24 protein-coding genes and 1 pseudogene are annotated in these 25,172 nt (G+C 70.8%); 15 read left to right on the forward strand and 10 right to left on the reverse strand.

Annotated features, from left to right (window positions below; translation table 11 throughout):
* Nucleotides 1-117 precede the first annotated feature (117 nt).
* The 7 genes from ACWDR4_RS06770 (at nt 118) to ACWDR4_RS06800 (ending at nt 6,659) form a co-directional block, all read left to right on the forward strand.
* Nucleotides 118-1,479: a ferredoxin reductase family protein gene (locus ACWDR4_RS06770; protein ID WP_450404783.1), complete on the forward strand. Its 1,362-nt coding sequence runs from the start codon at nt 118-120 to the stop codon at nt 1,477-1,479.
* A 7-nt stretch (nt 1,480-1,486) separates the two neighbouring features.
* On the forward strand, nt 1,487-1,960 hold the full coding sequence (locus ACWDR4_RS06775; protein ID WP_450404784.1) for an FMN-binding protein: 474 nt from the start codon (nt 1,487-1,489) through the stop codon (nt 1,958-1,960).
* A gap of 401 nt (nt 1,961-2,361) precedes the next feature.
* The gene (locus tag ACWDR4_RS06780) at nt 2,362-2,697 is read left to right on the forward strand and encodes an ArsR/SmtB family transcription factor (protein WP_450404786.1); all 336 of its coding nucleotides are present in this window, start codon (nt 2,362-2,364) and stop codon (nt 2,695-2,697) included.
* Nucleotides 2,697-3,434, forward strand: coding sequence for a cation transporter (locus tag ACWDR4_RS06785; RefSeq protein ID WP_450404788.1), 738 nt, complete (start codon nt 2,697-2,699; stop codon nt 3,432-3,434). Before ACWDR4_RS06780 ends, ACWDR4_RS06785 begins: the two co-directional genes overlap by 1 nt.
* A gap of 155 nt (nt 3,435-3,589) precedes the next feature.
* Nucleotides 3,590-4,006: a hypothetical protein gene (locus tag ACWDR4_RS06790; RefSeq protein WP_450404790.1), complete on the forward strand. Its 417-nt coding sequence runs from the start codon at nt 3,590-3,592 to the stop codon at nt 4,004-4,006.
* Between the two features lie 72 nt (nt 4,007-4,078).
* Complete coding sequence (locus ACWDR4_RS06795) at nt 4,079-4,894, forward strand: hypothetical protein (protein WP_450404792.1); 816 nt, start codon at nt 4,079-4,081, stop codon at nt 4,892-4,894.
* A gap of 421 nt (nt 4,895-5,315) precedes the next feature.
* Nucleotides 5,316-6,659 (forward strand): sialidase family protein, encoded by a 1,344-nt coding sequence (locus ACWDR4_RS06800; protein ID WP_450404794.1) that lies wholly within the window; start codon nt 5,316-5,318, stop codon nt 6,657-6,659.
* 56 nt (nt 6,660-6,715) lie between these two features.
* On the opposite strand, the gene ACWDR4_RS06805 is transcribed toward ACWDR4_RS06800, so the two are convergent.
* The 4 genes from ACWDR4_RS06805 to ACWDR4_RS06820 all read right to left on the reverse strand — a co-directional run bounded on the left by ACWDR4_RS06805 (nt 6,716) and on the right by ACWDR4_RS06820 (nt 11,952).
* Nucleotides 6,716-7,396 carry a response regulator transcription factor gene (locus ACWDR4_RS06805; RefSeq protein ID WP_450404796.1) on the reverse strand — a complete coding sequence of 227 codons (681 nt, stop codon included), beginning with the start codon at nt 7,394-7,396 and terminating at the stop codon, nt 6,716-6,718.
* A complete protein-coding gene (locus tag ACWDR4_RS06810; RefSeq protein WP_450404799.1) occupies nt 7,393-8,601 on the reverse strand; it encodes a sensor histidine kinase in 1,209 nt (402 codons plus the stop codon). The genes ACWDR4_RS06805 and ACWDR4_RS06810 overlap by 4 nt, the downstream gene beginning before the upstream one ends.
* 158 nt (nt 8,602-8,759) lie before the next feature.
* Complete coding sequence (locus tag ACWDR4_RS06815; protein WP_450404801.1) at nt 8,760-10,988, reverse strand: MMPL family transporter; 2,229 nt, start codon at nt 10,986-10,988, stop codon at nt 8,760-8,762.
* The gene (locus tag ACWDR4_RS06820) at nt 10,972-11,952 is read right to left on the reverse strand and encodes a hypothetical protein (protein ID WP_450404803.1); all 981 of its coding nucleotides are present in this window, start codon (nt 11,950-11,952) and stop codon (nt 10,972-10,974) included. The genes ACWDR4_RS06815 and ACWDR4_RS06820 overlap by 17 nt, the downstream gene beginning before the upstream one ends.
* A gap of 10 nt (nt 11,953-11,962) precedes the next feature.
* On the opposite strand from ACWDR4_RS06820, the gene ACWDR4_RS06825 reads away from it, so the two are divergent.
* Complete coding sequence (locus ACWDR4_RS06825; RefSeq protein ID WP_450404806.1) at nt 11,963-12,310, forward strand: hypothetical protein; 348 nt, start codon at nt 11,963-11,965, stop codon at nt 12,308-12,310.
* 100 nt (nt 12,311-12,410) lie between these two features.
* On the opposite strand, the gene ACWDR4_RS06830 is transcribed toward ACWDR4_RS06825, so the two are convergent.
* From ACWDR4_RS06830 to ACWDR4_RS06840, 3 genes are all read right to left on the reverse strand, one after another.
* Complete coding sequence (locus tag ACWDR4_RS06830; protein WP_450404807.1) at nt 12,411-13,421, reverse strand: TAXI family TRAP transporter solute-binding subunit; 1,011 nt, start codon at nt 13,419-13,421, stop codon at nt 12,411-12,413.
* Nucleotides 13,422-13,539: 118 nt separating this feature from the next.
* The gene (locus ACWDR4_RS06835) at nt 13,540-14,982 is read right to left on the reverse strand and encodes a sensor histidine kinase (RefSeq protein ID WP_450404809.1); all 1,443 of its coding nucleotides are present in this window, start codon (nt 14,980-14,982) and stop codon (nt 13,540-13,542) included.
* An 11-nt stretch (nt 14,983-14,993) separates the two neighbouring features.
* Nucleotides 14,994-15,662, reverse strand: coding sequence for a response regulator transcription factor (locus ACWDR4_RS06840; protein ID WP_450404812.1), 669 nt, complete (start codon nt 15,660-15,662; stop codon nt 14,994-14,996).
* A gap of 175 nt (nt 15,663-15,837) precedes the next feature.
* On the opposite strand from ACWDR4_RS06840, the gene ACWDR4_RS06845 reads away from it, so the two are divergent.
* Genes ACWDR4_RS06845 through ACWDR4_RS06860 form a run of 4 tightly spaced genes read left to right on the forward strand, consistent with a single transcriptional unit; the run spans nt 15,838 to nt 20,232 of the window.
* Nucleotides 15,838-16,869, forward strand: a complete 1,032-nt coding sequence (locus tag ACWDR4_RS06845; protein ID WP_450404813.1) for an amidohydrolase family protein — start codon at nt 15,838-15,840, stop codon at nt 16,867-16,869.
* A 5-nt stretch (nt 16,870-16,874) separates the two neighbouring features.
* Nucleotides 16,875-17,795 carry an amidohydrolase family protein gene (locus tag ACWDR4_RS06850; protein WP_450404816.1) on the forward strand — a complete coding sequence of 307 codons (921 nt, stop codon included), beginning with the start codon at nt 16,875-16,877 and terminating at the stop codon, nt 17,793-17,795.
* 1 nt (nt 17,796) lies between these two features.
* Nucleotides 17,797-19,197 (forward strand): MFS transporter, encoded by a 1,401-nt coding sequence (locus ACWDR4_RS06855; RefSeq protein ID WP_450404818.1) that lies wholly within the window; start codon nt 17,797-17,799, stop codon nt 19,195-19,197.
* 51 nt (nt 19,198-19,248) lie between these two features.
* Nucleotides 19,249-20,232 carry an AraC family transcriptional regulator gene (locus ACWDR4_RS06860; protein WP_450404821.1) on the forward strand — a complete coding sequence of 328 codons (984 nt, stop codon included), beginning with the start codon at nt 19,249-19,251 and terminating at the stop codon, nt 20,230-20,232.
* 585 nt (nt 20,233-20,817) lie between these two features.
* Here the strand turns inward: ACWDR4_RS06860 and ACWDR4_RS06865 are convergent.
* Together ACWDR4_RS06865 and ACWDR4_RS06870 are read right to left on the reverse strand one after the other, a co-directional pair.
* Nucleotides 20,818-21,096, reverse strand: a pseudogene (locus ACWDR4_RS06865) (hypothetical protein); the annotation flags it as partial.
* A 288-nt stretch (nt 21,097-21,384) separates the two neighbouring features.
* The gene (locus tag ACWDR4_RS06870; protein ID WP_450404824.1) at nt 21,385-22,233 is read right to left on the reverse strand and encodes a helix-turn-helix transcriptional regulator; all 849 of its coding nucleotides are present in this window, start codon (nt 22,231-22,233) and stop codon (nt 21,385-21,387) included.
* Nucleotides 22,234-22,371: 138 nt separating this feature from the next.
* Between ACWDR4_RS06870 and ACWDR4_RS06875 the strand changes: the two genes are divergently transcribed.
* Nucleotides 22,372-23,115 (forward strand): SDR family oxidoreductase, encoded by a 744-nt coding sequence (locus ACWDR4_RS06875; RefSeq protein WP_450404825.1) that lies wholly within the window; start codon nt 22,372-22,374, stop codon nt 23,113-23,115.
* A gap of 34 nt (nt 23,116-23,149) precedes the next feature.
* Nucleotides 23,150-23,506, forward strand: coding sequence for a nuclear transport factor 2 family protein (locus tag ACWDR4_RS06880; protein ID WP_450404827.1), 357 nt, complete (start codon nt 23,150-23,152; stop codon nt 23,504-23,506).
* A gap of 17 nt (nt 23,507-23,523) precedes the next feature.
* Here the strand turns inward: ACWDR4_RS06880 and ACWDR4_RS06885 are convergent, their stop codons facing one another.
* Nucleotides 23,524-24,489, reverse strand: a complete 966-nt coding sequence (locus ACWDR4_RS06885; RefSeq protein WP_450404829.1) for an LLM class F420-dependent oxidoreductase — start codon at nt 24,487-24,489, stop codon at nt 23,524-23,526.
* Between the two features lie 181 nt (nt 24,490-24,670).
* Here ACWDR4_RS06885 and ACWDR4_RS06890 point away from each other — a divergent pair, with 181 nt between their 5' ends.
* The gene (locus ACWDR4_RS06890) at nt 24,671-25,159 is read left to right on the forward strand and encodes a flavin reductase family protein (protein WP_450404831.1); all 489 of its coding nucleotides are present in this window, start codon (nt 24,671-24,673) and stop codon (nt 25,157-25,159) included.
* Nucleotides 25,160-25,172: the final 13 nt, after the last annotated feature.

Raw genomic sequence — 25,172 nt, forward strand, 5'->3', positions numbered from 1 at the left:
CACCTGCGGCGGGGCCGCACCGTCGGCCGCGCGCTGAGAGCGGGCTCAGAGGTTACGTCGGCACAGTGTCGTCCCGCACGGCCAAAGGGACGTACGGACAGCCGAAGGGACATACGGATGACGACGGCGTACGCGCAACGAAGGGTCGCCCCCGCGCCTCCCGCGCCACGACGCTCCCCCGCCGGCCCTGTGCTCGCCGTCCTGTGGGGCGGGGCCGCCGCCGTGATGGCTCTGTGGTGGCACGACACGGGGTCGGTCGTCGGTACGGCCGGCTGGCTGACCGGGGCCGGGCGGATCGCGGGACTGCTGTGCGGGTACGCCTGTGCCGTCCTCGTCGGTCTGATGGCCCGCGTGCCGCTGCTGGAGCGGCGGATCGGGGCGGACCGGGTGACGCGCTGGCACGCGATGGCGGGCCGCTACACGGTCTGTCTGCTGGTGGCGCACGTCGTGCTGATCCTGCTCGGGTACGCCGCCCAGGACGGCTTCTCGTTCCTGGACGAGACGCTCACGGTGGTCCTGGACTACCCGGAGATGCTCAAGGCCACCGCCGGCACGGTCATCCTGGTCGCGGTCGGGATCGTCTCGGCCCGCGCGGTGCGCCGTAGGGTCAGCCACGAGTTCTGGTACTACGTGCACCTGCTCACGTACGCCGCGGTCTTCCTCTCCTTCGGACACCAGCTCGCCCTGGGCTCCGACTTCACCGGCAACCGGCCGGCCCAGGCCGCCTGGTACGCGCTCTACCTGGGCGTCGCGGCCCTGGTGGGGTGGTTCCGGATCCTCACTCCGGTACGGCTCAACCTGCGGCACCGGCTGCGGGTCGACTCCGTACACAGGGAGGCGCCGGGCGTGTACTCCGTCGTCGTACGCGGTCGACGGCTGGACGAGATGGGTGCGCGGCCGGGGCAGTTCCTGCGCTGGCGGTTCCTCACCGAGGGCATGCGCCGGACCTCGACGCCGTACTCCCTGTCGGCGCCGCCTCGCCCGGACCTGCTGCGCATCACCGTCAAGGCGCTCGGCGACCACAGCGCCGCCGTCCCCCTGCTGCGTCCTGGCACCCGGGTGTGGGCCGAGGGCCCCTACGGGGCGCTGACCGCCGACCGGCAGACCTCGCACAAATCCCTGCTGATCGCGGGCGGCGTCGGCATCACCCCGCTGCGCGCCCTGTTCGAGACGCTGCCCGGTGCGCCCGGCGACGTCACCCTCCTCTACCGCGCCCGCACGGTGGAGGACCTCGCCCTGGGCGGCGAGCTGGAGGCCGTCGCACGATGGCGCGGGGCGAAGGTGCTCTACGCGCTCAACGGCCCGCACGGCCGGCGCCCGGACCTCACGGCCCACTCCCTGCGCGCTGCCGTGCCCGACCTGGACAACCACGACGTGTACCTGTGCGGCCCGCACGACTTCGCGAGGTGCCTGTACGAGGCGCTGCGCACCGCCGGGGTCCCCGACCGCCGTATCCACCACGAGTCCTTCGAGCTGTGAGGCCCCTTTGCACACGTTGAGGAAGAACCGTCCCCTGCGTCGCATCGTGCTGGCGAGCGCCGCGACCGTCTCCGGCATGGTGATGCTGCTGTCGCTGAAGCCGCACATCACGCCGACCGTCGCCGGGGTGGCCACCTCTCCCGTACCGTCCAGCAGTTCGGGCGCGTCGAGTGGAGGAACAGGATCGAGCGGCTCGGCCACAGGTACCCGGACCCTCACCGGAGACTCGGTCCAGACCCGCTACGGCCCCGTCCAGCTCCGCATCACCCTGAAGAACGGGAAACTCACCGACGTCACCGCGGTCACCTACCCCCAGGAGAACCCGAGGGACGAGCAGATCAACAGCTACGCGATCCCGCAGCTGACGCGAGAGGCGCTCACGGCTCAGAGCGCCGACATCGACACCGTCTCCGGAGCCACGTACACCAGCGAGGGCTACCGCCAGTCACTCCAGTCGGCGCTGGACTCCGCGAGCGGCTGACGCCTGCGCGGTCGTGCCCGTTCCGTGCCCGTAAGACGTAAGAGAGGACAGCCACAGTCGACAGCGGCGCGATCAGCCCCTGCGACGGCGGCGACACAACAAATCAACGCAGGTCAACGACCATCTGGCCGCCCAAGCGCCGTCGCTTCCCAAGCTGAGAGTGCGAGTTCGGTTCTCGCCACCCGCTCCATGATGAAACCCCAGGTCAGGGGCCTGGGGTTTGTTTATTGCCTAGTCCAATTCGTGAGTTCCGCGCCCTCCGTGCACCCTGAGCCGAGACTCACCGCCCCTCAGGGTCCCTAGGCGCCTCTCAAGTCACGTACACAACGGCCGACTTGCCCGCCCGCCTCGGATCATTATCCATGACTTCCTGAATTCAGGGTTTCCTGTACTGTTGAAGGGTGCTGACTCTCGCCCCTGACATCGACGTCCTGGTCCGGTTCGGGCGCGCGCTCGCCGACCCCATCCGTTGCCGCATCCTGCTCGCGCTCCGGGAGGCGCCCGCCTACCCCGCAGACCTCGCCGACGCGATCGGCGTCTCGCGTACGAGGCTGTCCAACCACCTCGCGTGCCTTCGGGATTGTGGACTCGTCGTCACCGTGCCCCATGGACGGCGTACCCGGTACGAGCTGGCCGACGAACGCCTCGGTCATGCCCTGGACGGTCTGCGCACCGCCGTGGTCGCGGTCGAGACGGACAGGACCTGCCCCGACGCCGAAGAGAAGGGCTGCTGTTGATGGCCTCCGAGGCATTCGGGACATCGATATCGGTGTCCCTTGGGCCCTCCCCCGCCCGGCGCGACGGGCTCGCCCGTCGGATACGTCTGCTGGTTGCCGCCACCATCAGCTACAACGTCGTCGAGGCTGTCGTCGCCATCACCGCCGGGACGCTCGCCTCCTCCACCGCGCTGATCGGCTTCGGGCTCGATTCCGTCATCGAGGTGTCCTCCGCCGCCGCGGTCGCCTGGCAGTTCTCCGCACGCGAGCACGCCGTACGGGAAGCCCGTGAGAAGACCACGCTGCGGATCATCGCGTTCTCCTTCTTCGCCCTTGCCGCATACGTCGGCGTCGACGCCGTCCGTGCCCTCGCCGGCACCGGAGAAGCCGAACGATCCGTCCCCGGCATCGTGCTCGCCGCCCTGTCCCTGGCCGTGATGCCCTTCCTGTCCGCCGCCCAGCGCCGCGCCGGACGCGAACTCGGCTCCGCCTCCGCCGTCGCCGACTCCAAGCAGACCCTGCTCTGCACCTACCTCTCCGCCGTACTCCTGGCCGGCCTCGTCCTCAACGCCACCCTCGGCTGGTCCTGGACCGACCCCGTCGCCGCCCTCGCCATAGCCGCGATCGCCGTCAAGGAAGGCCGCGACACCTGGCGGGGCGAAGGCTGCTGCGCCCAGGCTGCCCCTCCGGCGACGCCGTCGGTCAACACCGAGACGGACACGTGCGGTTGCCGTCCCGGCTGCGACTGCTGCAGTTGACGAACCGGCGCATGACAGTTCACCTACGGCAGCACGGAGCCGGCCGACCGGCTGTGGCGCTCGGGCAGCAGCTTGGGCTTGCAACCGGTACCCAGGTACAGGTTTGCCGTCGGTGGTGTCGCCGACTGCGGGACGTCATGACGGGAGTGATCGCGATGAACGACGTGGAGTGGGTGCCGCAGTCCTGCACACCGCCCACCGAGGAGCGGCCCCTGCGGGTCGCGGAGTGGGATGCGCGGTTCGCCGAGCGGCTGCCCTCCCTGTCCCGGCCCGAGCCGCTCCGTCTGCGCCTGCAGCCGGCCGACGGATCGGGTGTCGAGGGTCAGATCCGTGACCTGGTGGAGCGGGAGACCGGGTGCTGCTCGTTCGGACGGGGCGCACCGCTCTTCGCGCTCCTACGCTCGCCCTTGAGGGAGGCGAAGAAGCGTGAAGACGTGCACGCGCCCGTACGACGCAAGGTGGCGTCGGCCAACTGGCGTCCACAACCCATGTGTTGCTGTGTCACCGCTGTGCAACGGCGGTGTCCTGAAGGGAAGACGGGCGTGACCTGCGGGCTCTGGGAGTCCTCATAGTGATCACAGAGCGGGAAACGGTGGGAACGCCGTCGGCTCCCTGCCACCCCCGCCCCCCGGAAGGAACCTCCCGTGAAGAACCGCCACCTGCGCAAGGCCGTCCTCACCACCGCCGCGATCACCGCCGGACTGCTGATGACGGCCTGCCAGAACGGCACGGCCGACAGCTCGTCCGGCAAGAGCGCGGCAGACACGGCAAGCCCGGTGGCGGCGGCGGAGAAGGCGTCGGACTCCAAGAACTCCAATGACTCCAAGGGCGTCAGCGGCTCGTTCGAGAACGGCACGGTCACCTACCTCGCCCCGGGCAAGTACATCGTGTCCGTGCAGGGCAAGGACGACCAGCAGTTCTGGGTCGCCGACGACACCGAGGTCTACGGCACCGGCACGATATGCGGCGATGCGGGGTCCAAGGTCGACGCGCCGTGCACACTCGACCAGTTGGAGTCGGCCCTCAAGAAGGGTGCCGTGAACGCCGACGTGGAGATGAAGAACGGCGTCGCGACCCTGGTGACCGAGCGCCGCACCGCCCAGCAGGACTCCGAGTCCGACTCCGACTCCGACAGCGGTTCCGACTCCCGCGACACCCTCGTCGAGGGCATCAACGAGGGCAAGGGCGTCAACGGAACCTGGTTCGGCAACGTCTCCTACCTGGCGCCGGGCAAGTACACCGTCTCCGACATGAAGGGCACCGAACAGCAGTTCCTCGTCGCCGATGACACCAAGATCATGGGCTACGACGACATCTGCGACGCCGTGAACACCGGGCCGGGCGGCGAGGGCGGCGTCGAGTGCACCGAGGCCCAGCTGGAGACGGCCGCCAAGAAGGGCTTCTCCGCCGAGGTCGAGATCAGCAACGGCATCGCGACCACCATCACCGACGACCACTGAACCGCGGGCCGGCCGGAATGCGCCGGCGCGGTGCGCGATGCGGCACCGACCGGTGCGGGTGGGCGGAAGGCGAGGAGCCCGGCGTAGGGGCCGGGACCGAGTGACGAGGCTCTCCGCATCCGCATCCGCATCCGTGCACTGGCGAAGCGCTCCCCGACTCCATCGCAAAGGCCCAGGTCCTCGACCCGGGCCTTTTTGCTGTGGTCCTTCGCTGCCCGCTGCCCGCTGCCGCGACGACGGAGTCGTCATGGTGGGGATGCCCGCCTTTTGACACTGCGAATGCAGTAGTTCGCGACCTGCGTTCGCATGAGGCCGTCGGTGAGGGCTGCCTGGCAGTGTCGGAGGGCCGAAGACGCCTTGCGTCCGAGAAGCGCCAACCTCCAAGTCCCGTACACGCACGGAGATCAGAGAGGCTCGCCACGTGAGAATCCCCGAATCGCCCCGGCCGAAGTGGGCCGCGTTGCTGTCCGCGCTGGTCCTTCTGGCCGGTGCCCCCGCCGCCTTCGCCGAGACGCGCACGGCCGCGCAGCACGGTCCTGGGGGCGAGAAGACCCTTGGACCGGAAGAGATCCTTGAACTGGATGTCACCGATCTGCCCGGGACCCGGGAGGGGCAGCCGGTCGTAGCCGTCAATCCCCGGAATCCCAGGAATCTGGTCTATGTGGCGACGGTCTTCCCCAACCGTCCGGAGCTGGAACCCGTCGGGGAGTGCTTCGTCGCCTTCTCCCAGGACCGGGGAAAGACCTGGCAGAGGTCGTCCTGGCCGCTGGGCGACCGTCCCCAGTGCGGCGAGCCGATCGTGACCACGGACGCCAAGGGTGTCTTCTACGTCTCCAACAACCAGATCGGTCCCGATCCCGCGACCACGTACACCAATCACCACGTCGTCTCCCGGTCGGTCGACGGCGGTCGTACGTGGATCGGTCCCGTCGAGACGCCTCTGATGCTCGGTGGTGCGCCCAAGCTCAGGGTGGATTCCGCCACCGGCAAGGTCTACGCGGTCGCCGGTGCCGTGTGGGAGTACCCCAGTGCGGTCTCCGTCAGCGCGGACAGCGGCGAGACCTGGTCGGATCCCGCGGTGGTCCCCGGTCCCATGCCGTGCATCGTGGTCTCCCCCGCCATGCCCCCGGCCTGCGGATACCCGGGCCGTGAATTCGCCGTGCACGACGGGATCCTGGCGTCTCCCACCCAGGAGGGCACGGTGACGCTTCATGTCACTCGTAACGACGGAAGGACCTGGGAAGACCGTCCGGTCACGGACAGCGCCGGCACCCCGGTCCCGGCCGGCACCGGTGCGCTCGTACCCGTTCCCGCCCTGGGCGCGGCCGCGGACCCGGTGCCCTGGGTGTCGGCCGATCCGACGCGCAAGGGCCGCTTCGCCGTCATGGTGCCCCGGGACTCCAGTCTGGAGGTGTACGTCACCGATGACGCCGGCCGGTCCTGGACCGGCCCGGCGGTGATCGCCGCCCCCGCCGCGCAGCGGCCCTGGATGGACTTCGGGCCGGGCGGGCAGCTGGGCGTCATGTGGCGCACCACCACGCTCGACGCCTTCTCCGTCGTCTCCTTCGACCACGGCCGTACGTTCAGCCGCGCTCTGCGGGTCAACGAGACGACTCGGCCCGCCGGCGTCAACGGGCCTCCCGGGGACCGCTGGTCGACCATCACGCTCGACCGGCGCTTTGCGTACGTCGCCTGGTCCGACGGCCGGAGCGGGGAGTTGGACGGCATCCTCGCCAGGGTCCCGCTGAGTGCTTACCGGAGGTGAGGATCTTGTCGTCGGGGGCTGTCCGGCCGTGGTCGGGCAGCCCCCACTGCGTCGGGTCAGGGCCTCGGTGGGTTCGGGTGGACGAGGCCGGTCCGGTAGGCGATGACGACGAGTTGGGCGCGGTCGCGGGCGTGGAGTTTGGCCATGGCGTGGTGGATGTGCGTGCGTACGGTCAGGGGGCTGAGGTACAGCTGCGCGGCGATGTCCGCGTTGGTGAGTCCGTCGGCGGCCAGGGCCATGACTTCGCGTTCGCGGTCGGTGAGGTCGGCCAGGCTCTTCCGGGCCGCGGGGTGGGTGCCGGGCTGGGGGGCGGTGAGGAAGCGGGTGATGAGGTTGCGGGTGGCCTGGGGCGAGAGGAGGGCGTCGCCGGCGGCGATGGTGCGGATGCCTGCGACGAGACCCTCGGCGCCGACGTCCTTGCCCAGGAAGCCGCTGGCTCCGGCGTGCAGGGCCCTGGCGACGTGTTCCTCGGTCTCGAAGGTGGTGAGGATGAGGACGCGGGTGCCCGACAGGGTGGGGTCGGCGCAGATCGTGGAGGTGGCGGTGAGGCCGTCCGTGCCGGGCATGCGGATGTCCATCACGACGATGTCCGGGTGATGGACGCGGGTCAGTGCCACCGCCTCGTCTCCGTCTGCGGCCTCGCCGACCACCTCCATGTCGGGGCGGGAGTCGACGAGGATCCGGAAGGTCTCGCGCAACAGGGCCTGGTCGTCGGCGAGCAGGACGCGGATGGTCATGGGGTGCTGTCCTCGGCGGGCGCGTAGGGGTGGAGGGGGAGTTCGGTGCTGACCTCGAAGCCGCCGGTGGGGCGGTGTCCGGCGTGGAGTCGTCCGCCGATGGACAGGGCTCGTTCGCGCATGCCGATGAGGCCGTAGCCGCCGGCGCCGCTGGTGTCGGGGGTGGCGGCGGGGCCGGGCCCCTGGTCTGTGATCGTGATGGACAGGCGGTCGTGGTGGTACGTGAGGTCCACTTCCGCTGTGCTGGTGTGTGCGTGCTTGGCCACGTTGGCCAGTGCCTCCTGCACGATGCGGTACGCGGTGAGGTCCGCTCCGGGGGAGAGCGGCTGCGGCTGTCCGTGGGTGGTGAGGGTGACGGTGAGTCCGGCGGCCGTGTGCGCGGCGACCAGGCCGGGGAGCTGGGCGAGGCTCGGGGCGGGCTGGGTCGAGTTCTCGGGGGCATCGCTCTGGCGCAGGAGTCCGACGGTGGCCTTCATCTCGCGCAGGGCCGCGGCGGTGGTGTCGCCGAGGGCGTTGACCATCTTCTCGGCCTGGGCGGGGTGGCTGCGGATGAGGAGGGCGGCGGTCGTCGCCTGTGCGTTGGCCAGGGCGAGGTGGTGTGCGGAGACGTCGTGGAGTTCGCGCGCGATGCGCATGCGCTCCTCGGCGACGCGGTGCCGGGCCTCCTCCTCGCGGGTCCGTTCGGCGTGTTCGGCGCGGGCGTGCACCGACTCCAGGTAGGCCCTGCGGAAGCGGGCCGTGGAGCCCAGGGCGGCCGGCAGCAGCAGCCAGGCGACGGGACCGATCACGTTGAGGGCCAGGGAATCCGCGGCGGGCTCGGCGATCAGGGCGGATCCGGCGACGAGGACCACCGCGGCGAGGGTGACGTTCCGGGTCGTGGTGCGTTCGGTGTGCCCGGCGAGGGCGTACAGCGCGACCATGAGGGGTGCCAGCAGCAGGGCGGTCATCACATAGCCGGCCAGGGCCATGCCGGCGGCGCACCCGACGGCGACGGCGGTGACGGGGAGGGGGCGGGTGCGGCGCCACAGCAGCGCGGCGCAGGAGAGGGCGGCCAGCAGCACGCACGGCCACCACTGGGCGGGGGCGGCCATGTCGGAGACGCCGTACATGCTGCCGGGGAAGGCTGCGGCGAACAGCAGCAGGGCGATCGTGGCGTCGACCGTACGGGGGTGATCGCGGGGGTGGCGCTGCCACGGGGTGGTCATCTTGCGTCCTGGTGCTTCCTGTCGGGTGTGCTGACCATGGTGCCCGAGCGGGGAGTGCCCGGCGGAGCGGTGAGCGCTTCGCCGGGTGTGTGGTTCGTCGACTGCGGGCCGGTGAGGGCTTGTCGCGCAGTTCCCCGCGCCCCTAAGGGGCGCACCGCTCAGCGGGCCGGGAGATCCACTCGCTCCGCCTCGTCGATCGATTGAGCCTTTGTCACCGCATCGCGGGTCAAGGCGTGGCCCTCCACGTCCACGTGGGGCACGAGCCGTTCCAGCCAGTGGGGCATCGTCCAGGCACGTTCGCCCAGCAGTGCGAGGACTGCGGGCACGATTGTCATCCGTACGACGAACGCGTCGAACAGTACGGCGACGGCCATGCCGAAGCCGATCATCTTGATGAGTGTCTCGCCGACCCCGATGAACCCGGAGAACACCGAGATCATGATCACCGCGGCGGCGACGACCACGCGGGCGCTGTGGCGGAAGCCGGAGACGATGGCCTGGCCAGGGCGTTCGCCCTGGAGGTGGGCTTCCCGGATGCGGGTGACGAGGAAGACCTCGTAGTCCATGGCCAGGCCGAAGACGATACCGACCATGACGATCGGCATGGTGTTCATGATCGGGCCGGTCCGGTCCACGCCCAGCAGTCCGGCGAGCCATCCCCACTGGAAGACGGCGACGACCGCGCCCAGGGCCGCGAGCACCGACAGCAGGAATCCGAGGGCCGCCTTGAGCGGAACCAGCACCGAGCGGAACACGATCAGGAGCAGCAGGAACGCCAGGCCGACCACGAGCCCGAGGTACGGCACCAGGGCGCCCTGGACCTTCTGGTCGCTGTCGATGTTGCCCGCCGTGCTGCCGCTGACCATGAACGTCGCGTCGGTGGCCTTCTCGATGGCCGGGCGGTCGCCGCGCAGGGTGTGGATCAGGTCGACGGTCCGCTCGTCGGTGGGTGCGGTGGCCGGGGTGGCGGAGAAGACCGCGGTGTCTCCCGCCTTGTTGAAGTTCGCCGCCGAGACCGACACGATCCCCGCTGTCCCGGCGATCTCCCGGGCGGTCGCGGCCACGGCGGCCTTGGGGTCGTCGGTCGTACCGGCGTCCACGACGATGGTCAGCGGACCGTTGAAGCCGGGGCCGAAGCCCTTGGCCAGATCGTCGTACGCGCGGCGCTCGGTCGTCGAGGTCGGCTTGGACTCGTCACCCGCCGTGCCCAGGTGGAGCTTCGCCGCGGGGAGGGCGATCACGCCCAGGGCCGCGACCGCCACCAGCAGGACGGGCAGTGGCCGGCGGACGATCAGGCGGGCCCACCGGCTGCCCGTGTTCGGCTTGTCGGCGTCGGCGTCCGGGCGGGCACCGGCCCGGCGTACCGAGCGCGCCAGGACCGCCCGGGGAAAGATCCCGAGCATGGCCGGGATCAGGGTCACCGCGACCAGTACCGACAGGGCCACGGTGCCGGCCGCGGCCAGTCCCATCTGGGTCAGTGTCGGGATGCCCACGACCGAGAGTCCGGCCAGACCGATCACGACGGTCAGGCCCGCGAACACCACCGACGACCCGGCCGTGCCCACGGCCACGCCCGCCGCGTCCTCGGGGGCGAGGCCCCGGGCGCGTTCCTCCCGGTAGCGGGAGACGATGAACATCGCGTAGTCGATGCCCACGGCCAGCCCCAGCATCAGCGCGAGTGTGCTGGTGGCGCTGGACAGTCCCAGCGCGCTGCTCAGGGCGAGGATGGTCGCGGTGCCGATCCCGACACCGATCAGCGCGGTCAGCAGCGGCAGCCCGGCCGCCGCCAGTGAACCGAAGGTGATGAGCAGGACGACGGCCGCCACCACGACGCCGACCAGCTCGGTCGCACCGCCCGAGGGCTGGGTCGCCAGGACGGAACCGCTGACCTCGACCGTCAGGCCCGCGTCCCGGCCCGCTTCGACGGCCTTCTCCAGGTCCTGCTTCGCGGCGTCACCGACGTCCTTGGCCTTCACCTCGAACGTGACCGACGCGTACGCCGTCGACCCGTCCTCGCTGACCGCGTCCGCCTCGAACGGATCGGCCGCCCGGACTACCTGATCGACCTTGCCGACCCGGCCCACGACCTCGTCGACGACCGAACGGTTCCCCTGGTCGGTGAGCTTCTGCCCGTCCGGCGCCACGAACACGATCTTCGCGCTCGCGCCTTCGGCGCTGCTGCCGACGCTCACGCCCGGGAAGCGCTGCTCGATGAGGTCGAACGCCCGCTGCGACTCCGTACCCGGCATCGAGTAGGAGCCGTCCGGTGCGGCCGGTGCCAGCGCCGACGCCGTTCCGGCGGCGACGAGCACCGCCACCCACATCAACAGGACGCGCCAGCGGCGCCGGAAGGCGAGCCGGCCCAGTCGATCAAGAAAGACAGCCACAGGAGGATCTCCACATCCGAACTCGGGGAACCCTTCCAGGCTGTCCGCGCGGCCCCGGCCCGTCTTCGTGCGGCCGCCGGTAGGCCCCTACTGCATGCGCAGTAGGGGCCTGCTCGGAGACGAGCACGGCGAGCGGGCGCTCGTTCTCCTCCGCGGTGGCCTGCCGCCCCGGCACCGCCACTCCGTACGTGCGCATGAGGGGGCGCAGCCAGAACCGGGGCATCAGCGCGTCCAGTTCGCCGAGCATGGCGTACGTGTCCCGCACCATCGCCGGATCGCCCATGCCGTGGCGGATCAGGTGAGCCAGTACGGCGCACTCCTCCAGGGGCTGCTGCCGCTGCTGGGCCGGCCGCCTCGCGGCCCGCGCGGCACCCTGGTCCTTGTGCACGGCCGCGTGCAGGACGAGGCGGGTCGTCTCGGCCCGGTCGGTGCCCACCCTGCGGGCGACCACCTCGGCCTTCGCCAGGCACTCCGTCAGGACCTCGGGCCTGCCGACGTACGTCGCGACGTCGGCCACCCGCAGCCACAGCAGGTCGGTGCCCGCCAGCACACCGTCCGACTCGGCCCGGCGCACGGCCGCCCGCAGCAGCGACCGCGCCTGTCCGGCCTCTCCCCCGACCAGGTCGCACAACGCCTGCGCGGAATCGAGCAGATGGGGCAGCATCGGCTGCCTGGTACGGGCCAGCGCGAGGAGTTCGCGTGCCCGGGTGAGCCTGCCGCCGCACACCAGCTGGACCGCCGCGTGGTGGTACATCGCGCTCTGGACGGCGTCGCAGGTGTGCACGCCGGTGACCGCGCTCCGGCGGGCCAGGTCCATCGCCTCCCGTGGACGCCCGCGATGGAGGGCGATGAGCATCCGGCTGGGCAGGCCCAGCTGTCCCGGCGTCCGTCCCGTGTCGGCGAGGAGTTGTTCGGCCCGGCGAATCCCGCCCGGCGTCAGCAGCTCGCCGACCCGCGAGTGCACCTCGGCGGCCGTGCCCCCTCCCGCACGGTGGCGGGCGGGCAGGGTGGCCGTGCTGCGGTCCGGCCGGGCCGTGGTCCTGGAGCGTGCCGTCCGCCGCGATCTTCTCCAGGGTGGCGAGGTCGCCCGCCCGGTACAGGGCGGCCAGGTGCGCGAAGCAGACGTCGAGGAGCTGGTCCGGGCGCAGGGTGGCGCGATGGGCCCGCAGGACGAGCCGCAAGGAGTTCAGCCCCTCCTCGGGCCTGCCCTGCGCCAGGCAGATCTTGGCGTGCTGACGAGGGGAGGGGAGGTACGGACGAGGCCGACGGCCCGTGTCTGCTGGGGGTACGCCGCCGGGTCGCCGCGCCGGCCGGGACGGTGACGGTGACCGGCCCCGTCGGGGGCCCGACCGTGATCGAGGTGGAGCTGCCGTGCGTGTGGTGACCTGAGCCGGGGTGTTGTTCGTGCGAGCACGGCCGTGGTCAGCCGTGCAGTGAGCGGTACGCCGCGACCGCACCGGGGTGCAGGGCGATGCCGCCCGTGCCGATCAGGCTGCCGACGTCGAGGAACTGGGTGCCGACGGCGTTGTCGGGGACGAGGGCGGTGGCGCGGAGGACCAGCAGGCGGGTCAGCGCGTCGGCGACGGCGCGGGGCAGGTCGGGGCGGCACACCAGCAGGTTGGACACGCCGATGGTGGCGACTCCGCCCGCTGTCCGGTACGCGCTCTGCGGCAAGGACACCTCCTCCAGACCGGAGCCGGCCAGGCCGTCGCGGCCACCGAGCCCGGGCAGCAGGCCGGCCAGCGGCAGGAACCGCAGGCCGGGGCGGTCGTCGAGGCCGGAGAGGGCGGGCAGGGGCACACCGCCCGCGACCAGCAGGGCATCGACCGAACCCGCCCGCATCGCGTCGGCCGCGTCGGCCAGCGGGAGGTGCCGTACGAGGACGTCGGCGCCGGGGGAAAGGCCGGCGGCATGCAGGATCCGTTCGCCGAGTACGGCCGCGCCGGATCCGATCGCGCCGAGCGAGACGGTGCGACCGGTCAGGCCGGACACCGCGCGCACGGGCGAGTCGGCGCGGACGACGAACTGGAGGTAGGTCTCGTACACCCGGCCGATCGCCCGGAGGGGAACCGGGCGTGGGAAGAGGGCGGTGCCCTGGGCCGCCCGCGCGGTGTCGGTGAGGACCAGGGCGAGATCGGCGCGACGGTCACGCAGCAGCTCGATGTTGGCGACACTGCCCGCGGTGGTGCGGACACGGCAGCGCAGACGGGGATACGCCGCCTCGAGTTCCGCTGCGAGGAGGCGGCCGAAAGCCTCGTAGAACGCCGTGGGTTCGCCGGTCGCGAAGCGCAGGACGCCACTCGGCCCGGGACGCTGCCGTGAGACGTCACCCGTGAGCGCACCACCGAGCACGGCGACAGCTGCCGAGCCGAGGGCGGCGTGGAGAACGGTGCGGCGGCCGACGGGACGGGGACGGGGACGCGGATGGATCATCGCGCACCGCCGTGCGGGTCCCAGGGGGGCGTGGTCTCGCCAGAACCGGAATCGGAACGGGAACCGGAACCGCCTGCGACCCGCCCGGCCACCGCCCGGCAAGTCCCGACGTGACCGCTCACCACCCGCCCCCACCCCCGTCGCCCTCGCCGGCGTCCGCCCCGTCGGTCACCGCGCGGGGCACAACCGCCCTCGCCCGCAGCCCCCGTGGTCTCGCCGGGCCCAGTTCCAGTCGGCCTTCCCGTCCCGCCAGCAGTTGTTCGGCGATGGCCAGGCCCAGGCCCGTACCCGCCGTGCCGTTGTGTCGTTGGCGGCCCGAGCGCCAGAATCTCGTGGTGGCCAGGGCGAGTTCCTCCGTGCCGAGGCCGGGGCCGTCGTCCGTCACCGTGAGGACGGTGTGGGGGCCTTCGGTGGTGCAGCGGAGAGTGATCTCGGCGCCCGAGCCCGCGTACTTGATGGCGTTGTCCAGCAGGATCTCCGTGATCTGGGCGAGTTCGCGGTCCGTGCAGGCGGCCGGAGCCGGGGCCGGAGCGGCCTGAAGGGTCAGGCGGGATCCGGCGCGGTGGGCTACCGGCTCCCACAGGCGGTACTGGGCGACCGCCACCGCCGCCGCGTCGCAGCGGGCGTCCGAGCCGTCGGTCACCGTCAGCTCACCGGCCCGGTGTTCGGCGGCGGCGAGGGCCAGCATGTCGTCGAGGAGGGTCTCCAGGCGGTCCAGCTCGGTGGTGACCCCGGTGTACGTGCGGTCGGCGGACGCGGGAAGGTGGGTGTGCAGCGCGTCGACCCGGAGCCTGAGCGCCGCCATGGGGTTGCGCATCTGGTGGGACGTGTCGGCGACGAGCCTGCGCTGCTGCTCCAGGGCCGCCGTGACCGTACGGGCCATACGGTTGAAGCCGGTCGCGAGCTGGCGCAGTTCGGGCGGACCGCCGGCCCGGGTCTGCTCCGGCGGGAGACCGGCCGCGAGTTGCCCGACCGCTCGGTCGAGGCGGCGCAGCGGGCTGACCACCCATCCCGTCGCGGCCCGGGCGAGGACCGTACAGGCGACGGCGACCAGAGCCGTACCGGCGAGGACGAGTGACCAGCGGCGGGTGATGTCGTCCGCCGCGGTGCCCACCGAGGCCCGCAGTACGACCGCCCCGGAGACCCGGGTGCCCGTGCCGGCCGGCTCGGCGAACATCCGGGACCCCCGTGACCAGGGACGCAGCGCGCCCCCGGGATGCTCGGCCTGGTTGCGCAGCGCCGCGTCGAGCAGCCGGGCCACGGCGGGATCGGCGGCCCGCATACCGCCGGTCTGGACGACCGGGCTGCGGTGGATGTCGGTGACGACGAGGGGTTCCCCGTACAGCTGGGTGTAGCGCCGCGCCTCGGCGGCGACGGCCGAGGTGTCGCCGGTCGCCGCGGCCTGGTCCATGAGGGACGCGAAGCGGTCGAGGTCGGCGCTGCGGGCGAGGACCAGCTGCTGGGTGCGGTCGGATGCGGTGAACAGCAGCAACGGTACGGCGAACGCGGCCACCGCGATCACGACGAACAGCAGGAGCGCGGCCTGGACCCGGGTGCGCACGCCTCGGCCTCTCAGCTTCCGTGGTCCCCGAAGCGGTAGCCGAAGCCCCGGATCGTGGTGAGCAGTTCGGGGCGGCGCAGTTTGGCGCGCACCTGGGTGAGGTGGACGTCCAGGGAGCGGGACACGGTGTGGGAGGCGTCGCCCCACACCTCGTCCAGGAGCTGCTCGCGGCTGACGGCGGTGCCCGCCCGTCCGGCCAGCACGGCGAGGATGGCGAACTCCTTGGCGGTCAGCTCGATCTCGGCCCCGCCGACCAGGACCCGGCGGGCGTCGAGGTCCACCTCGACATCGCCGGCGCGGACCGTCCGTACGGCGGAAGCGGCCTTGGCCGCGCGCCGCCGGGTGACGGCGTCGATCCGGGCGAGCAGCTCGGCGAGACGGACCGGCTTGACGAGGTAGTCGTCGGCGCCGAGCCGCAGCCCGCGTACGACCGAGCGCTCGTCGCCGCGCGCGGTGAGGACCACCACCGACATGTCGCTCACGGCCCGCAGGGTGCGCAGCACGTCGAGACCGTCGGTGTCGGGCAGGCCCAGGTCGAGAAGCAGCAGGTCGGAGCTGCGGTGGTAGGTCAGCACATCCCTGCCGTAGCGAACGCGTCTGGTGACGTGACCATGGTCGTACAGGACCTCGACGAGCGCCGCGGCCACGCCGTCGTCGTCCTCGGCCAGCAGTATCTGCACCCGTCCCGCCTCCTTTCCTCCTTTTCGGCCACGGTTCGCAGCCGAATGTAGACCACACCGGCCGTGCCCCCGCCGGAGTGTTAAGGGGAGGTTAGTTCTGCGTTCGGCCCTCTCGTCCGCGGGTGCGGGCGGAGCCAGGCTGCACGGCATCCCGCAGCCTGAGAAGGACGCCGTAATGATCATTGACTGTCACGGTCACTACACGACCGCCCCGCCGGCCCTGGAGGCATGGCGAAACCGGCAGATCGCCTCCCTCGCCGACCCGTCGGCCGCCCCCGCCCCCGTCCGCGCGGATCTGCGCATCGGCGACGACGAACTGCGCGAGACCATCGAGCCGAACCAGTTGCGGCTGATGGACGAACGCCGCATCGACGTGACGGTCTTCTCGCCCCGCGCGTCGTTCATGGCCCATCACATCGGGGACTTCGGCACCTCGGCCGCCTGGGCGGCCATCTGCAACGAACTCTGCTTCCGGGTCAGCCAGTTGTACCCGGAGCGCTTCGTACCCGCCGCGATGCTTCCGCAGTCGCCCGGCGTCGACCCCGCCACCTGCGTCCCCGAACTCACCCGCTGTGTGGAGGAGTTCGGTGCCGTGGCGGTGAACCTGAACCCCGATCCCTCGGGTGGTCACTGGACCGCGCCGCCGCTCACCGACCGCTCGTGGTACCCCCTCTACGAGAAGCTGGTGGAGTACGACATCCCGGCGATGGTCCATGTCAGTACGAGCATCAACCCCGCCTTCCACACCACCGGTGCGCACTATCTCAACGCCGACACCACGGCGTTCATGCAGCTGGTCCAGGGCGACCTGTTCGCCGACTTCCCGGCCCTGCGCTTCGTCATCCCGCACGGCGGCGGTGCGGTGCCGTACCACTGGGGCCGGTTCCGCGGGCTCGCGATGGCGCTCGGCAGGCCCCCGCTGGAGCAACACGTCCTGGGCAACGTCTACTTCGACACCTGCGTCTACCACCAGCCCGGCTCGGACCTCCTGTACGAGGTGATCCCGGCCCGCAACATCCTGTTCGCCTCGGAGATGATCGGCGCGGTCCGCGACATCGACCCGTGCACCGGCCACCACTTCGACGACACGCGCCGCTACGCCGAGGCGGCGAAGCTCCCCCCGGACGACCTGGCGGCAATCCAGGAGCACAACGCCCGCGCGGTGTACCCCCGCCTGGACGCCCTGCTGAAGCGCCAGGGCCGGTGAACCGCATGGACACCGTCTCCCACAAGAGTCCCGACTGGCTGGACTGGTACGAGAACCCGTCCAGGCCAACCCTCCAGCTGCCGCCGGGGACCGTCGACGCGCACTGTCATGTCTTCGGCCCGCAGGCCGAGTTCCCCTTCGCGCCGGAACGGAAGTACACGCCCTGCGACGGCGGCAAGGACGAACTGTTCGCGCTCCGCGACCACTTGGGCGTCGCCCGGAACGTCATCGTGCAGGCCACCTGCCACGGCGCGGACAACAGCGCCATGGTCGACGCCGTCCGGTCGGCCGACGGCAGGGCGCGCGGCATCGCGACCGTCCGCCCGGACATCGGCGAGGGCGAGTTGCTCGCACTCGACGCGGCGGGCGTACGCGGGGTGCGTTTCAACTTCGTACGGCGTCTGGTCGACGCCTCGCCCGAGGACGACCTGCGCACGATCGCGAGGAAGGTCGCCCCGCTGGGCTGGCACGTCGTCCTGTACTTCGAGAGCGCCGACCTGCCCGAACTGGAGGGATTCTTCGGGTCGTTGCCCGTTCCGCTGGTGGTGGATCACATGGGCCGACCGGACGTGACCCGGCCGGTGGACGGGCCGGAGTTCACCCGCTTCCTGCGCTTCGTCGATGCCAACGACGTGTGGGTGAAGGTGAGTTGCCCCGAGCGCCTCAGCGTGACCGGGCCCGCCGCCCTGGACGGCGAACAGCACGCATACACCGACGTCGTCCCCTTCGCCCGCCGCGTCGTCGGGGAGTTCCCCGACCGGGTCCTGTGGGGCACCGACTGGCCCCACCCCAACCTGACCACCCACATGCCGGACGACGGCCTCCTCGTCGACCACCTGCCGCAGGTCGCGGTCACCGACGAGCAGCGGCACAAGCTCCTGGTCGCCAACCCGATGGGCCTGTACTGGCCCGGCGAGGACTTCTGACATGGAACACGCAAACGCGCTGAACCGGCTGGACCGGCTTCCGGTCTCCCGGTTCCACAAAGTCACCCTGCTCGCCGTCGCGTTCGCCTACTTCTTCGAGTTCGCGGACATCAACAGCTTCGCCACCACCGCGCCGAAACTGATCAGGCTGTGGGGCATCACGGTCGACCAGATCGCCTACGTCACCTCGCTCTCGTTCGTCGGCATGTTCGTCGGGGCGATCGTCGCCGGGTCCCTCTCCGACCGGTGGGGCCGCAAGCGGGCCCTGCTCTGGACGACGCTGTTCTTCGGCGTCTTCTCGTTCGCGGCGGCGTTCTCCTGGGACCTCGTGTCGCTCGGCGTGTTCCGCGTCCTGACCTCGGCGGGCCTGTCGGCGATGACCGTCGTGGGGGTCGTCTACATCAACGAGATGTATCCGTCGGCGATCCGCGGCAAGTTCCAGGCGTACGCCATCGTCATCGGCATCTGCGGCACGCCCGTCACCAACCTCATCGCCAGCGCGGTCGTCCCGCTCAACGACTGGTCGTGGCGGCTGGTCTACGTCTGGGGCTCGCTGGGCATCCTGCTCGTCCTGTTCACCCGGCACCTCAAGGAGTCACCCCGCTGGCTGGAGAGCAGGGGCGAACACACCGAGGCGGACGCGGTCCTGCGGGAGATCGAGGCGAGCGTGGCTGCGGAGAAGGGGCCTCTCCCCGAGCCCGCGCCCCCGGTCGCCGAGACCCCGTCGACGAAGGCGCCCCTGCGCCTGCTCCTCCAGAAGAAGTACCTGTACCCGACGCTGCTGCTGACGGTGCTGTGGATGACGCAGACCATCGGCTTCTTCGGCTACTCCAGCTGGGCGCCCACCCTGCTGGCCAAGGAGGGCTTCAGCATCGAGAAGTCCGTCTTCTACGTGGCTCTGACCACGGTCGGCGCACCGCTCGGCTGCTATCTGGCGTCCCTGGTCACCGACCGGTTCGAGCGCAAGTGGTGCCTGGTCGCGTTCGGCACGGTGATCGCGGGCTGCGGCCTGCTGTACGGGCTCACCTTCAACCCGGTCCTCATCATCGTGTTCGGCTTCCTGGTGAACCTCTTCGAACGCGGCTACACGGCCCTCGCCTACGCCTACTCCCCCGAGCTGTTCGACACGCGCGGGCGCTCCCTGGGAACGAGCGTCTCCTACGGCCTCGGCCGCCTGTCGAACGCCGCCGGTCCGCTGATCGTCGCGGCGCTCTACAACGGCCACGGCTACCGGAGCGTCTTCTACTTCATCGCCGGCACCTGGTTGCTCGGCGCGATCGTCCTGGCCGCCTTCGGCACCCGGACCCGCTCGACACGCCTCGCCGAGGCGGAGCGGCAACACATCCCCCGTGAGGTGAAAAAAATAGGGACCGGCAGCAGGCAAGCAGCGGGCAATGGGTGACGATAATGTGCACCGTCCCTCGTACGGTCCAGAGGTGCAGGAGGTCGCGGTATGCACCGCTCGCCCGACCAGGGCCAGGATGTGCTGAAGTTCCGGACGACGGATGTGGACAAGGCTCGGCAGGTCCTCCAGGAACGCTTCTACGCCAACTTCATCGACGTGCCCGACGGCAACGCCGAGTTCACGGCCCGGTACGACATCGCCGCACTCGGTCCGCTCACACTCGGCCGGCTCTCCTTCGGCGCGGAGGTACGCATCCGGTTCGGGGAACTCGGCTCTTACCACGTGGACATCCCCCTGGGCGGCCACCTGGCCTGGCGTCAAGGAAGGCACACCCATGCGGTGGCGACCACCGCGAACGCCGCCGTCTTCCAGCCGCACGGCGACACGGCCCTGGATCGAGTGAGCACCGACTGCTCCATGCTGGCCGTGAAGATCGACCCCAAGGCCCTCAACGATCAACTCGAACGCCTTCTCGGCCGACCGCTGCGCACCCCCGTCGTCCTCACGCCCGAACTCGACGTCGCGCACGGCGCGGGCCTGAGCTGGGTACGGATGATCCGCGCGGTGTTCGACGAGATGCGGGTCGGCGGGCTGCTCACCCGGCCGATGGTCGCCCGCCCGCTCCAGGAGGCCCTGCTGACCGGGCTCCTCCTCGCCACCGGCCACCGCTACCGCGACGAGCTCGACCGGCCAAAACCCGCCCTGCGCCCGGGCCCCGTCAAGCGTGCTGTCGAGGCCATGCACAGCATGCCGCAACACCCGTTCACGGTAGGAGAGTTGGCCGTGCTCGCCGGGGTGAGCGTGCGGCGACTCCAAGAAGCCTTCCAACAGTACGTCGGCATGACCCCGCTGGCCTACCTCACCGACCTCCGCCTCACCCACGCCCACGACGAGCTGCGCCGCGGCACACCGGGCGAAGTGAACGTGAGCGAGGTCGCCCATCGTTGGAGCTTCGACCACCTGGGCCGCTTCGCGTCCCGCTACCGGGCGCGCTTCGGCGAGCTGCCCTCGCAGACACTGCGTTCCGGGTGACCACGGCCCACACCATCGCCCCGCGTTGTGCGGACAATGGTCGCGCTCAGTGGATCGTGCGCGACGGCCACCACGCCCTAGATTCATGGTGTTCGCGCGTCCGCCTCTTCGGTCCGCCGCGCGGACATCGGCCGGCCCGTCTCCACCCCTTCGGGCCGGTCACCGCCCGTCGGCGCCCCCCAACAGCCGCGGGCGGGTCGGCAGCGCACATGCGGTCTGGACGCCGCCGCGGTGTACTGCTCGACACCGGTCAAGGTCCGGGCCGGGGTCGGCGCCGGCCCGGATCTTGACCGTACCGAAGACACACCGATGAGGCGGCGGTGCGTGGTGAGATTCGCACAGGGGAAGCTCTCGGCCTGCCGTTCCCCGAAGAACGCGATGCTCACCCCCGTGCAAGCCGCCACATCCTTCTGCGAGTTGATGGCCACGGGCTTCCGCCAGAATGCGGCGCGATCCGGCTTCCACCTCGGCAGGACGTACGCCGGCCGAGAACAGCTCCTGCTCCCGGATCTCCCAGTCCTGCGGGGCCTTCTTGGCCAAGGAGGGTTGTCGCGGTATCAGCGCGCCCGTCAGAGCGGACAACCTCAGGGCGTCCAGGACCGAGTCGGCTTCGGCGACGCGCGGGGCGCCGATGGCCACGCCGAAGACGCGGAAGCCCAGCCGGTGCTTGGCCTCGTTCCAGCCGCGCATGCGGGCGGCGTCGTTGAACTCCTCCTCCAGCAGTTCGCCGGCCACTGACAGCGGCCTCCGGTAGCTGGTGCCGCCGCCGAGGAAGGTCTCCGCGAAGTCGAGGACCTGGGCGATGCCGACGAAGTCGCGCCCCGCGTAACGGGCCTGGTCGAGGAGCGCCAGGGCACACGCCTCCAGAGGCTGTCCGACCGCGCAAGCGCCGTCGCTTCCCAAGCTGGGGGTGCGAGTTCGGCTCTCGTCACCCGCTCCAATGCGAACCCCCAGGTGATTGACCCCGGGGGTTGTTTGTCGTCCAGTCCAATTCGGGGGTGGCGTCCCTCCGCGTGCCCTGAGTGCAGATGGGGCGCCCTGTGAAGTACGGGTGACACTTCGCGCTCGAATGGGTAGGCCCGAGGATCCACTCGGCGCCACGCAGCTCGTCCGGGCTCGCATGATCGAGGCGTTTGGCAGCGAACCTGGTCGTTATCGGCGAAGGACCGGCGCGTGCTCGTCGTCCAGGGGCTGTGAGGTGCAGAGCAGCGCCAGGCGGGCGGCGTCCGTGCTGTCGGGCTCGGCGGTGCCGACGAGCAGGGTCTGGCCCGGCGCGTCCTGTACCTCGAACGTCTGGTAAGCAAGCGTCATCCGGCCTGCCGTGGGGTGGTGGAAGGTCTTGAACCGGCTGCCCAGTCGGCCGACCTCCTGGCGCCCCCACAGTTCCGTGAACTCTTCGCTCTCGGTGCGGAGTTCGTCGATCAGGGCCGCGATCTGCGGATCGTGACGCTCGTGGCCGTAGGCGAGCCGCAGCGCGGCCACGGTGTCCCGCGCCGTGACGTCCCACTCCACGAACAGGGTGCGTGCGGCAGGGTCGCTGAAGAGGGAGCGGACCATGTGGCGCGGGTCCGTCAGCGGGGACAACAGCGCGGTGGCCGGCGCGTTCGACGCGAGAACGTCCAGACGGCGGTTGACGACATAGGCGACCGCTGCGGGGAACGCGTCCATCAGCCGCTGCAGCTGGGGGGCCACCTGCTCCCCGGCGATGTCGGGGGCCTCGTTCTTCGGTACCAGTCCGGCCAGGCGGTAGGCGTGCCAGCAGGCGTCGGAGTCCAGGCGCAGGGCGTGCGCGAGGGCGTCGATGACCTGGCCGGAGGGGTGTCGTTCGCGGCCCTGTTCCAGACGGGCGTAGTAGTCGGCGCTGACCCCGGCCAGCACGGCGACCTCCTCGCGCCGCAGCCCGCTGACACGGCGGCCCGTGGAGCGGGGAAGTCCCACGTCCTGCGGGCCGAGGCGGGAGCGACGCACCCGCAGGAATTCCCCCAGTTCGTTGGCGCTCATACCCAAAAGCCTACGCCGGTGCTTCCTAGGAGTGCGGCACCCAGGAAGAGCCCTCCTGCCGCATGCGCAAGATCCGGTTCATGCTGGCGGAACCGGACGGTCCGCCGTAGAGGCCGCCGACCTGACGAAGGAACGAGCATGACGTACCCGCCCACCACGGCCGCCCCGAAGGTCGTCCTGATCACCGGGGCCAGCAGTGGCATCGGCGAGGCCACCGCCCGACGACTGGCCGCAGCCGGCCATCACGTGGTTCTGGGCGCCCGCCGCGCCGATCGCCTGGCCGCCCTCGCCAAGGAGATCGAAGCCGGTGGCGGCAGCGCCCTGCCGCACAACCTGGACGTGACCGACCCGCTCAGCATGCGCTCCTTCGTCGCGGCGGCCCAGGACCGGTACGGCAACGTCGACGTCCTGGTCAACAACGCCGGAGTGATGCCCCTCTCCCGCCTGGACGCGCTGCGCACCGACGAGTGGGACCGCATGATCGACGTCAACCTGCGCGGAGTCCTGCACGGCATCGCCGCCGTTCTGCCGATCATGACTGCCCAGGGCGCCGGCCACATCGTGAACATCGCCTCCGTGTCAGGGCTGCGGGTCGACCCGACCGCCGCCGTCTACAGCGCCACCAAGCACGCGGTCCGCGCGCTGTCGGAGGGCCTGCGCCAGGAGAGCCGGGAGCTCCGGGTCACCGTGATCAGCCCCGGCCTGACCCGAAGCGAGCTGACCGACACCATCGGCGACCAGGACACCAAGGACGCGGTCACCGGCCAGATGGGCATTGCCATCCCCGCCGCCGCGATCGGCGAAGCGATCCACTACGCCATCACCCAGCCCGCCGAGGTGGACGTGAACGAACTCGTCGTCCGCCCCACCGCCCAAGGATGAGCCGTACGGATCCCGGTACAGAAAGGCAGCTGTCATGGTGACGGAAGAGCAGGTACGCGCCTGGGTCGAGGGGTATCTGAGTGCCTGGACCAGCAACAGCGAGAAGGACATCGCCGCACTGTTCACCCCGCAGGCCGAGTACCACGAGTGGCCCTACGAGACGGACTGGATCGGCCGCGACGCCATCGTCGAAGGCTGGCAGAGCCGCGCAGCCTGGCAGGAGGGCGGCTGGGAGTTCGAATGGTCCGTCCTCGCCCTCAACGGCGACACCGCAGCCATCGAAGGCACCGGCCGCTACAAGCAGTTGGGCACCTTCGCCAACCTCTGGACCGTGACGTTCGACAAGAAGGGCCGCTGCACCGTGTTCCGTATGTGGAACAACCAGATCTGACGCGCGGGCGCGCACGCTCACAGTTCACGGAGGGCGGGCAGCAGTTTCCGCTCGGCCCATTCCAGGTACGGCTCCTGGTGGTCGCCGCCGATCTGGACGAGCGCGACCTCGGTGAACCCGGCGTCGACGTAAGGCCGTACGGCGTCCACGACCGCCTCCACGTCGTCTCCGCAGGGAATGGACTCCGCCACGTCCTCGGGCCGTACGAACTGGGTGGCACCCGAGAACGCGGCGGGTCCGGGCAGTTCGGAGTTGACCGGCCAGCCGCCGCCGAACCAGCGGAACTGGTCGTGGGCACGGGCGATCGCCGCGTCGCGGTCGGTGTCGTAACAGACCGGCAGCTGGCCGACCTTGGGCCTGCCCGCGCCGCCGTGCCGGTCGAACGCGGAGATCAGCTCCGGCCTGGGTTCCGTCGCGATCAGCAAGTCGGCCGCGTGACCGGCGAGTTCGCACGAGCGGTCGCCCGAGACGGCGACACCGATCGGCGGAGCGGTGTCGGGCAGATCCCACAACTTGGCGTTCTCGACGTCGAAATGGACGCCGTGGTGGTTGACGTTCTCCCCCGCGAAGAGTGCGCGGATGATCTCCACGGCCTCCTCCAGCCGCTCAAGCCGGACGTGCGCGGCCGGCCAACCGCCGCCCACCACATGCTCGTTGAGGTTCTCCCCGGAGCCGAGTCCCAGACGGAAGCGGCCCTCGGAGAGCAGTTGCACGGTGGCTGCCTTCTGGGCGACGACCGCCGGGTGGTAGCGGGTCGTCGGGCAGGTCACGTACGTCATCAGCGGGATGCGTTCGGTGGCCTGCGCGGCGGCACCGAGCACGCTCCACGCGTAGGAGGCGTGCCCCTGGGACTCCAGCCAGGGGAAGTAGTGGTCGGACGTGACCGAGAAGTCGAAGCCGGCGCGCTCGGCACCGACCACATGCCCGACCAGCTCCCGCGGTCCGGCCTGCTCGGTCATCATCGTGTACCCGATCTGCACCATGCCGCTCGTCTCCTCTGTCCTTCGTCCTTGTACGCCTGTCCTCGTACGCCTCGAACGGGCGTGGGTGGATGGGTGGATGGGTGTCGTCCGTCCGCGACCGCACGGCGCGTCGTGAGCCGGCCGGGGTACGGAACCGTTGAACGCTTGGCCGACATCCGATCCTGAGGCGGGAGCCGAAACCGTGACCGATCTCGATCCCTTCACCGATCTGCTCGACTACCCGATGTACGTCGTGACCGCGCAGGCCGGCGGGGAAAGAGCCGGCTGCCTGGTCGGATTCGCCTCACAGTGCTCGATTCGGCCCGCCCGGTTCATGGTCTGGCTGTCCAAGGCCAACCGGACGTACCGGGTGGCCGAGCACGCCGAACGACTCGCGGTCCATCTTCTCCGCCGGGACCAGGACCGCTCGGCCCGGCTCTTCGGCGGCGAGACCGGCGACCGCACCGACAAGTTCACCGACGTCCCGTGGCATCCAGGACCTGGCGGAACCCTGATCCTCGACGAGGCCGCCGCCTGGTTCGTCGGTCGCGTGGAGGACCGGATCGACGGCGGCGACCACGTCGGTTTCCTGCTCGCTCCGGAGGCGGCGGAACGTCTCACGGGCAGCCGCACCCCCGTACTGACGCTCGACGACACCCATGACATCGCCCCGGGCCACCCCGCGAACTGAGCGCCGCCCCTTC

The sequence above is a fragment of the Streptomyces sp. NPDC000878 genome (assembly GCF_053599695.1).

Bases quoted from the DNA above. Each gene is read 5' to 3' on its own strand.
- ACWDR4_RS06770 (WP_450404783.1), top strand. From the start codon at position 118: ATGACGACGGCGTACGCGCAACGAAGGGTCGCCCCCGCGCCTCCCGCG.
- ACWDR4_RS06785 (WP_450404788.1), top strand. From the start codon at position 2,697: ATGGCCTCCGAGGCATTCGGGACATCGATATCGGTGTCCCTTGGGCCC.
- ACWDR4_RS06790 (WP_450404790.1), top strand. From the start codon at position 3,590: ATGAACGACGTGGAGTGGGTGCCGCAGTCCTGCACACCGCCCACCGAG.
- ACWDR4_RS06805 (WP_450404796.1), bottom strand. From the start codon at position 7,396: ATGACCATCCGCGTCCTGCTCGCCGACGACCAGGCCCTGTTGCGCGAG.
- ACWDR4_RS06810 (WP_450404799.1), bottom strand. From the start codon at position 8,601: ATGACCACCCCGTGGCAGCGCCACCCCCGCGATCACCCCCGTACGGTC.
- ACWDR4_RS06830 (WP_450404807.1), bottom strand. From the start codon at position 13,421: ATGATCCATCCGCGTCCCCGTCCCCGTCCCGTCGGCCGCCGCACCGTT.
- ACWDR4_RS06845 (WP_450404813.1), top strand. From the start codon at position 15,838: ATGATCATTGACTGTCACGGTCACTACACGACCGCCCCGCCGGCCCTG.
- ACWDR4_RS06850 (WP_450404816.1), top strand. From the start codon at position 16,875: ATGGACACCGTCTCCCACAAGAGTCCCGACTGGCTGGACTGGTACGAG.
- ACWDR4_RS06855 (WP_450404818.1), top strand. From the start codon at position 17,797: ATGGAACACGCAAACGCGCTGAACCGGCTGGACCGGCTTCCGGTCTCC.
- ACWDR4_RS06860 (WP_450404821.1), top strand. From the start codon at position 19,249: ATGCACCGCTCGCCCGACCAGGGCCAGGATGTGCTGAAGTTCCGGACG.
- ACWDR4_RS06870 (WP_450404824.1), bottom strand. From the start codon at position 22,233: ATGAGCGCCAACGAACTGGGGGAATTCCTGCGGGTGCGTCGCTCCCGC.
- ACWDR4_RS06875 (WP_450404825.1), top strand. From the start codon at position 22,372: ATGACGTACCCGCCCACCACGGCCGCCCCGAAGGTCGTCCTGATCACC.
- ACWDR4_RS06880 (WP_450404827.1), top strand. From the start codon at position 23,150: ATGGTGACGGAAGAGCAGGTACGCGCCTGGGTCGAGGGGTATCTGAGT.
- ACWDR4_RS06885 (WP_450404829.1), bottom strand. From the start codon at position 24,489: ATGGTGCAGATCGGGTACACGATGATGACCGAGCAGGCCGGACCGCGG.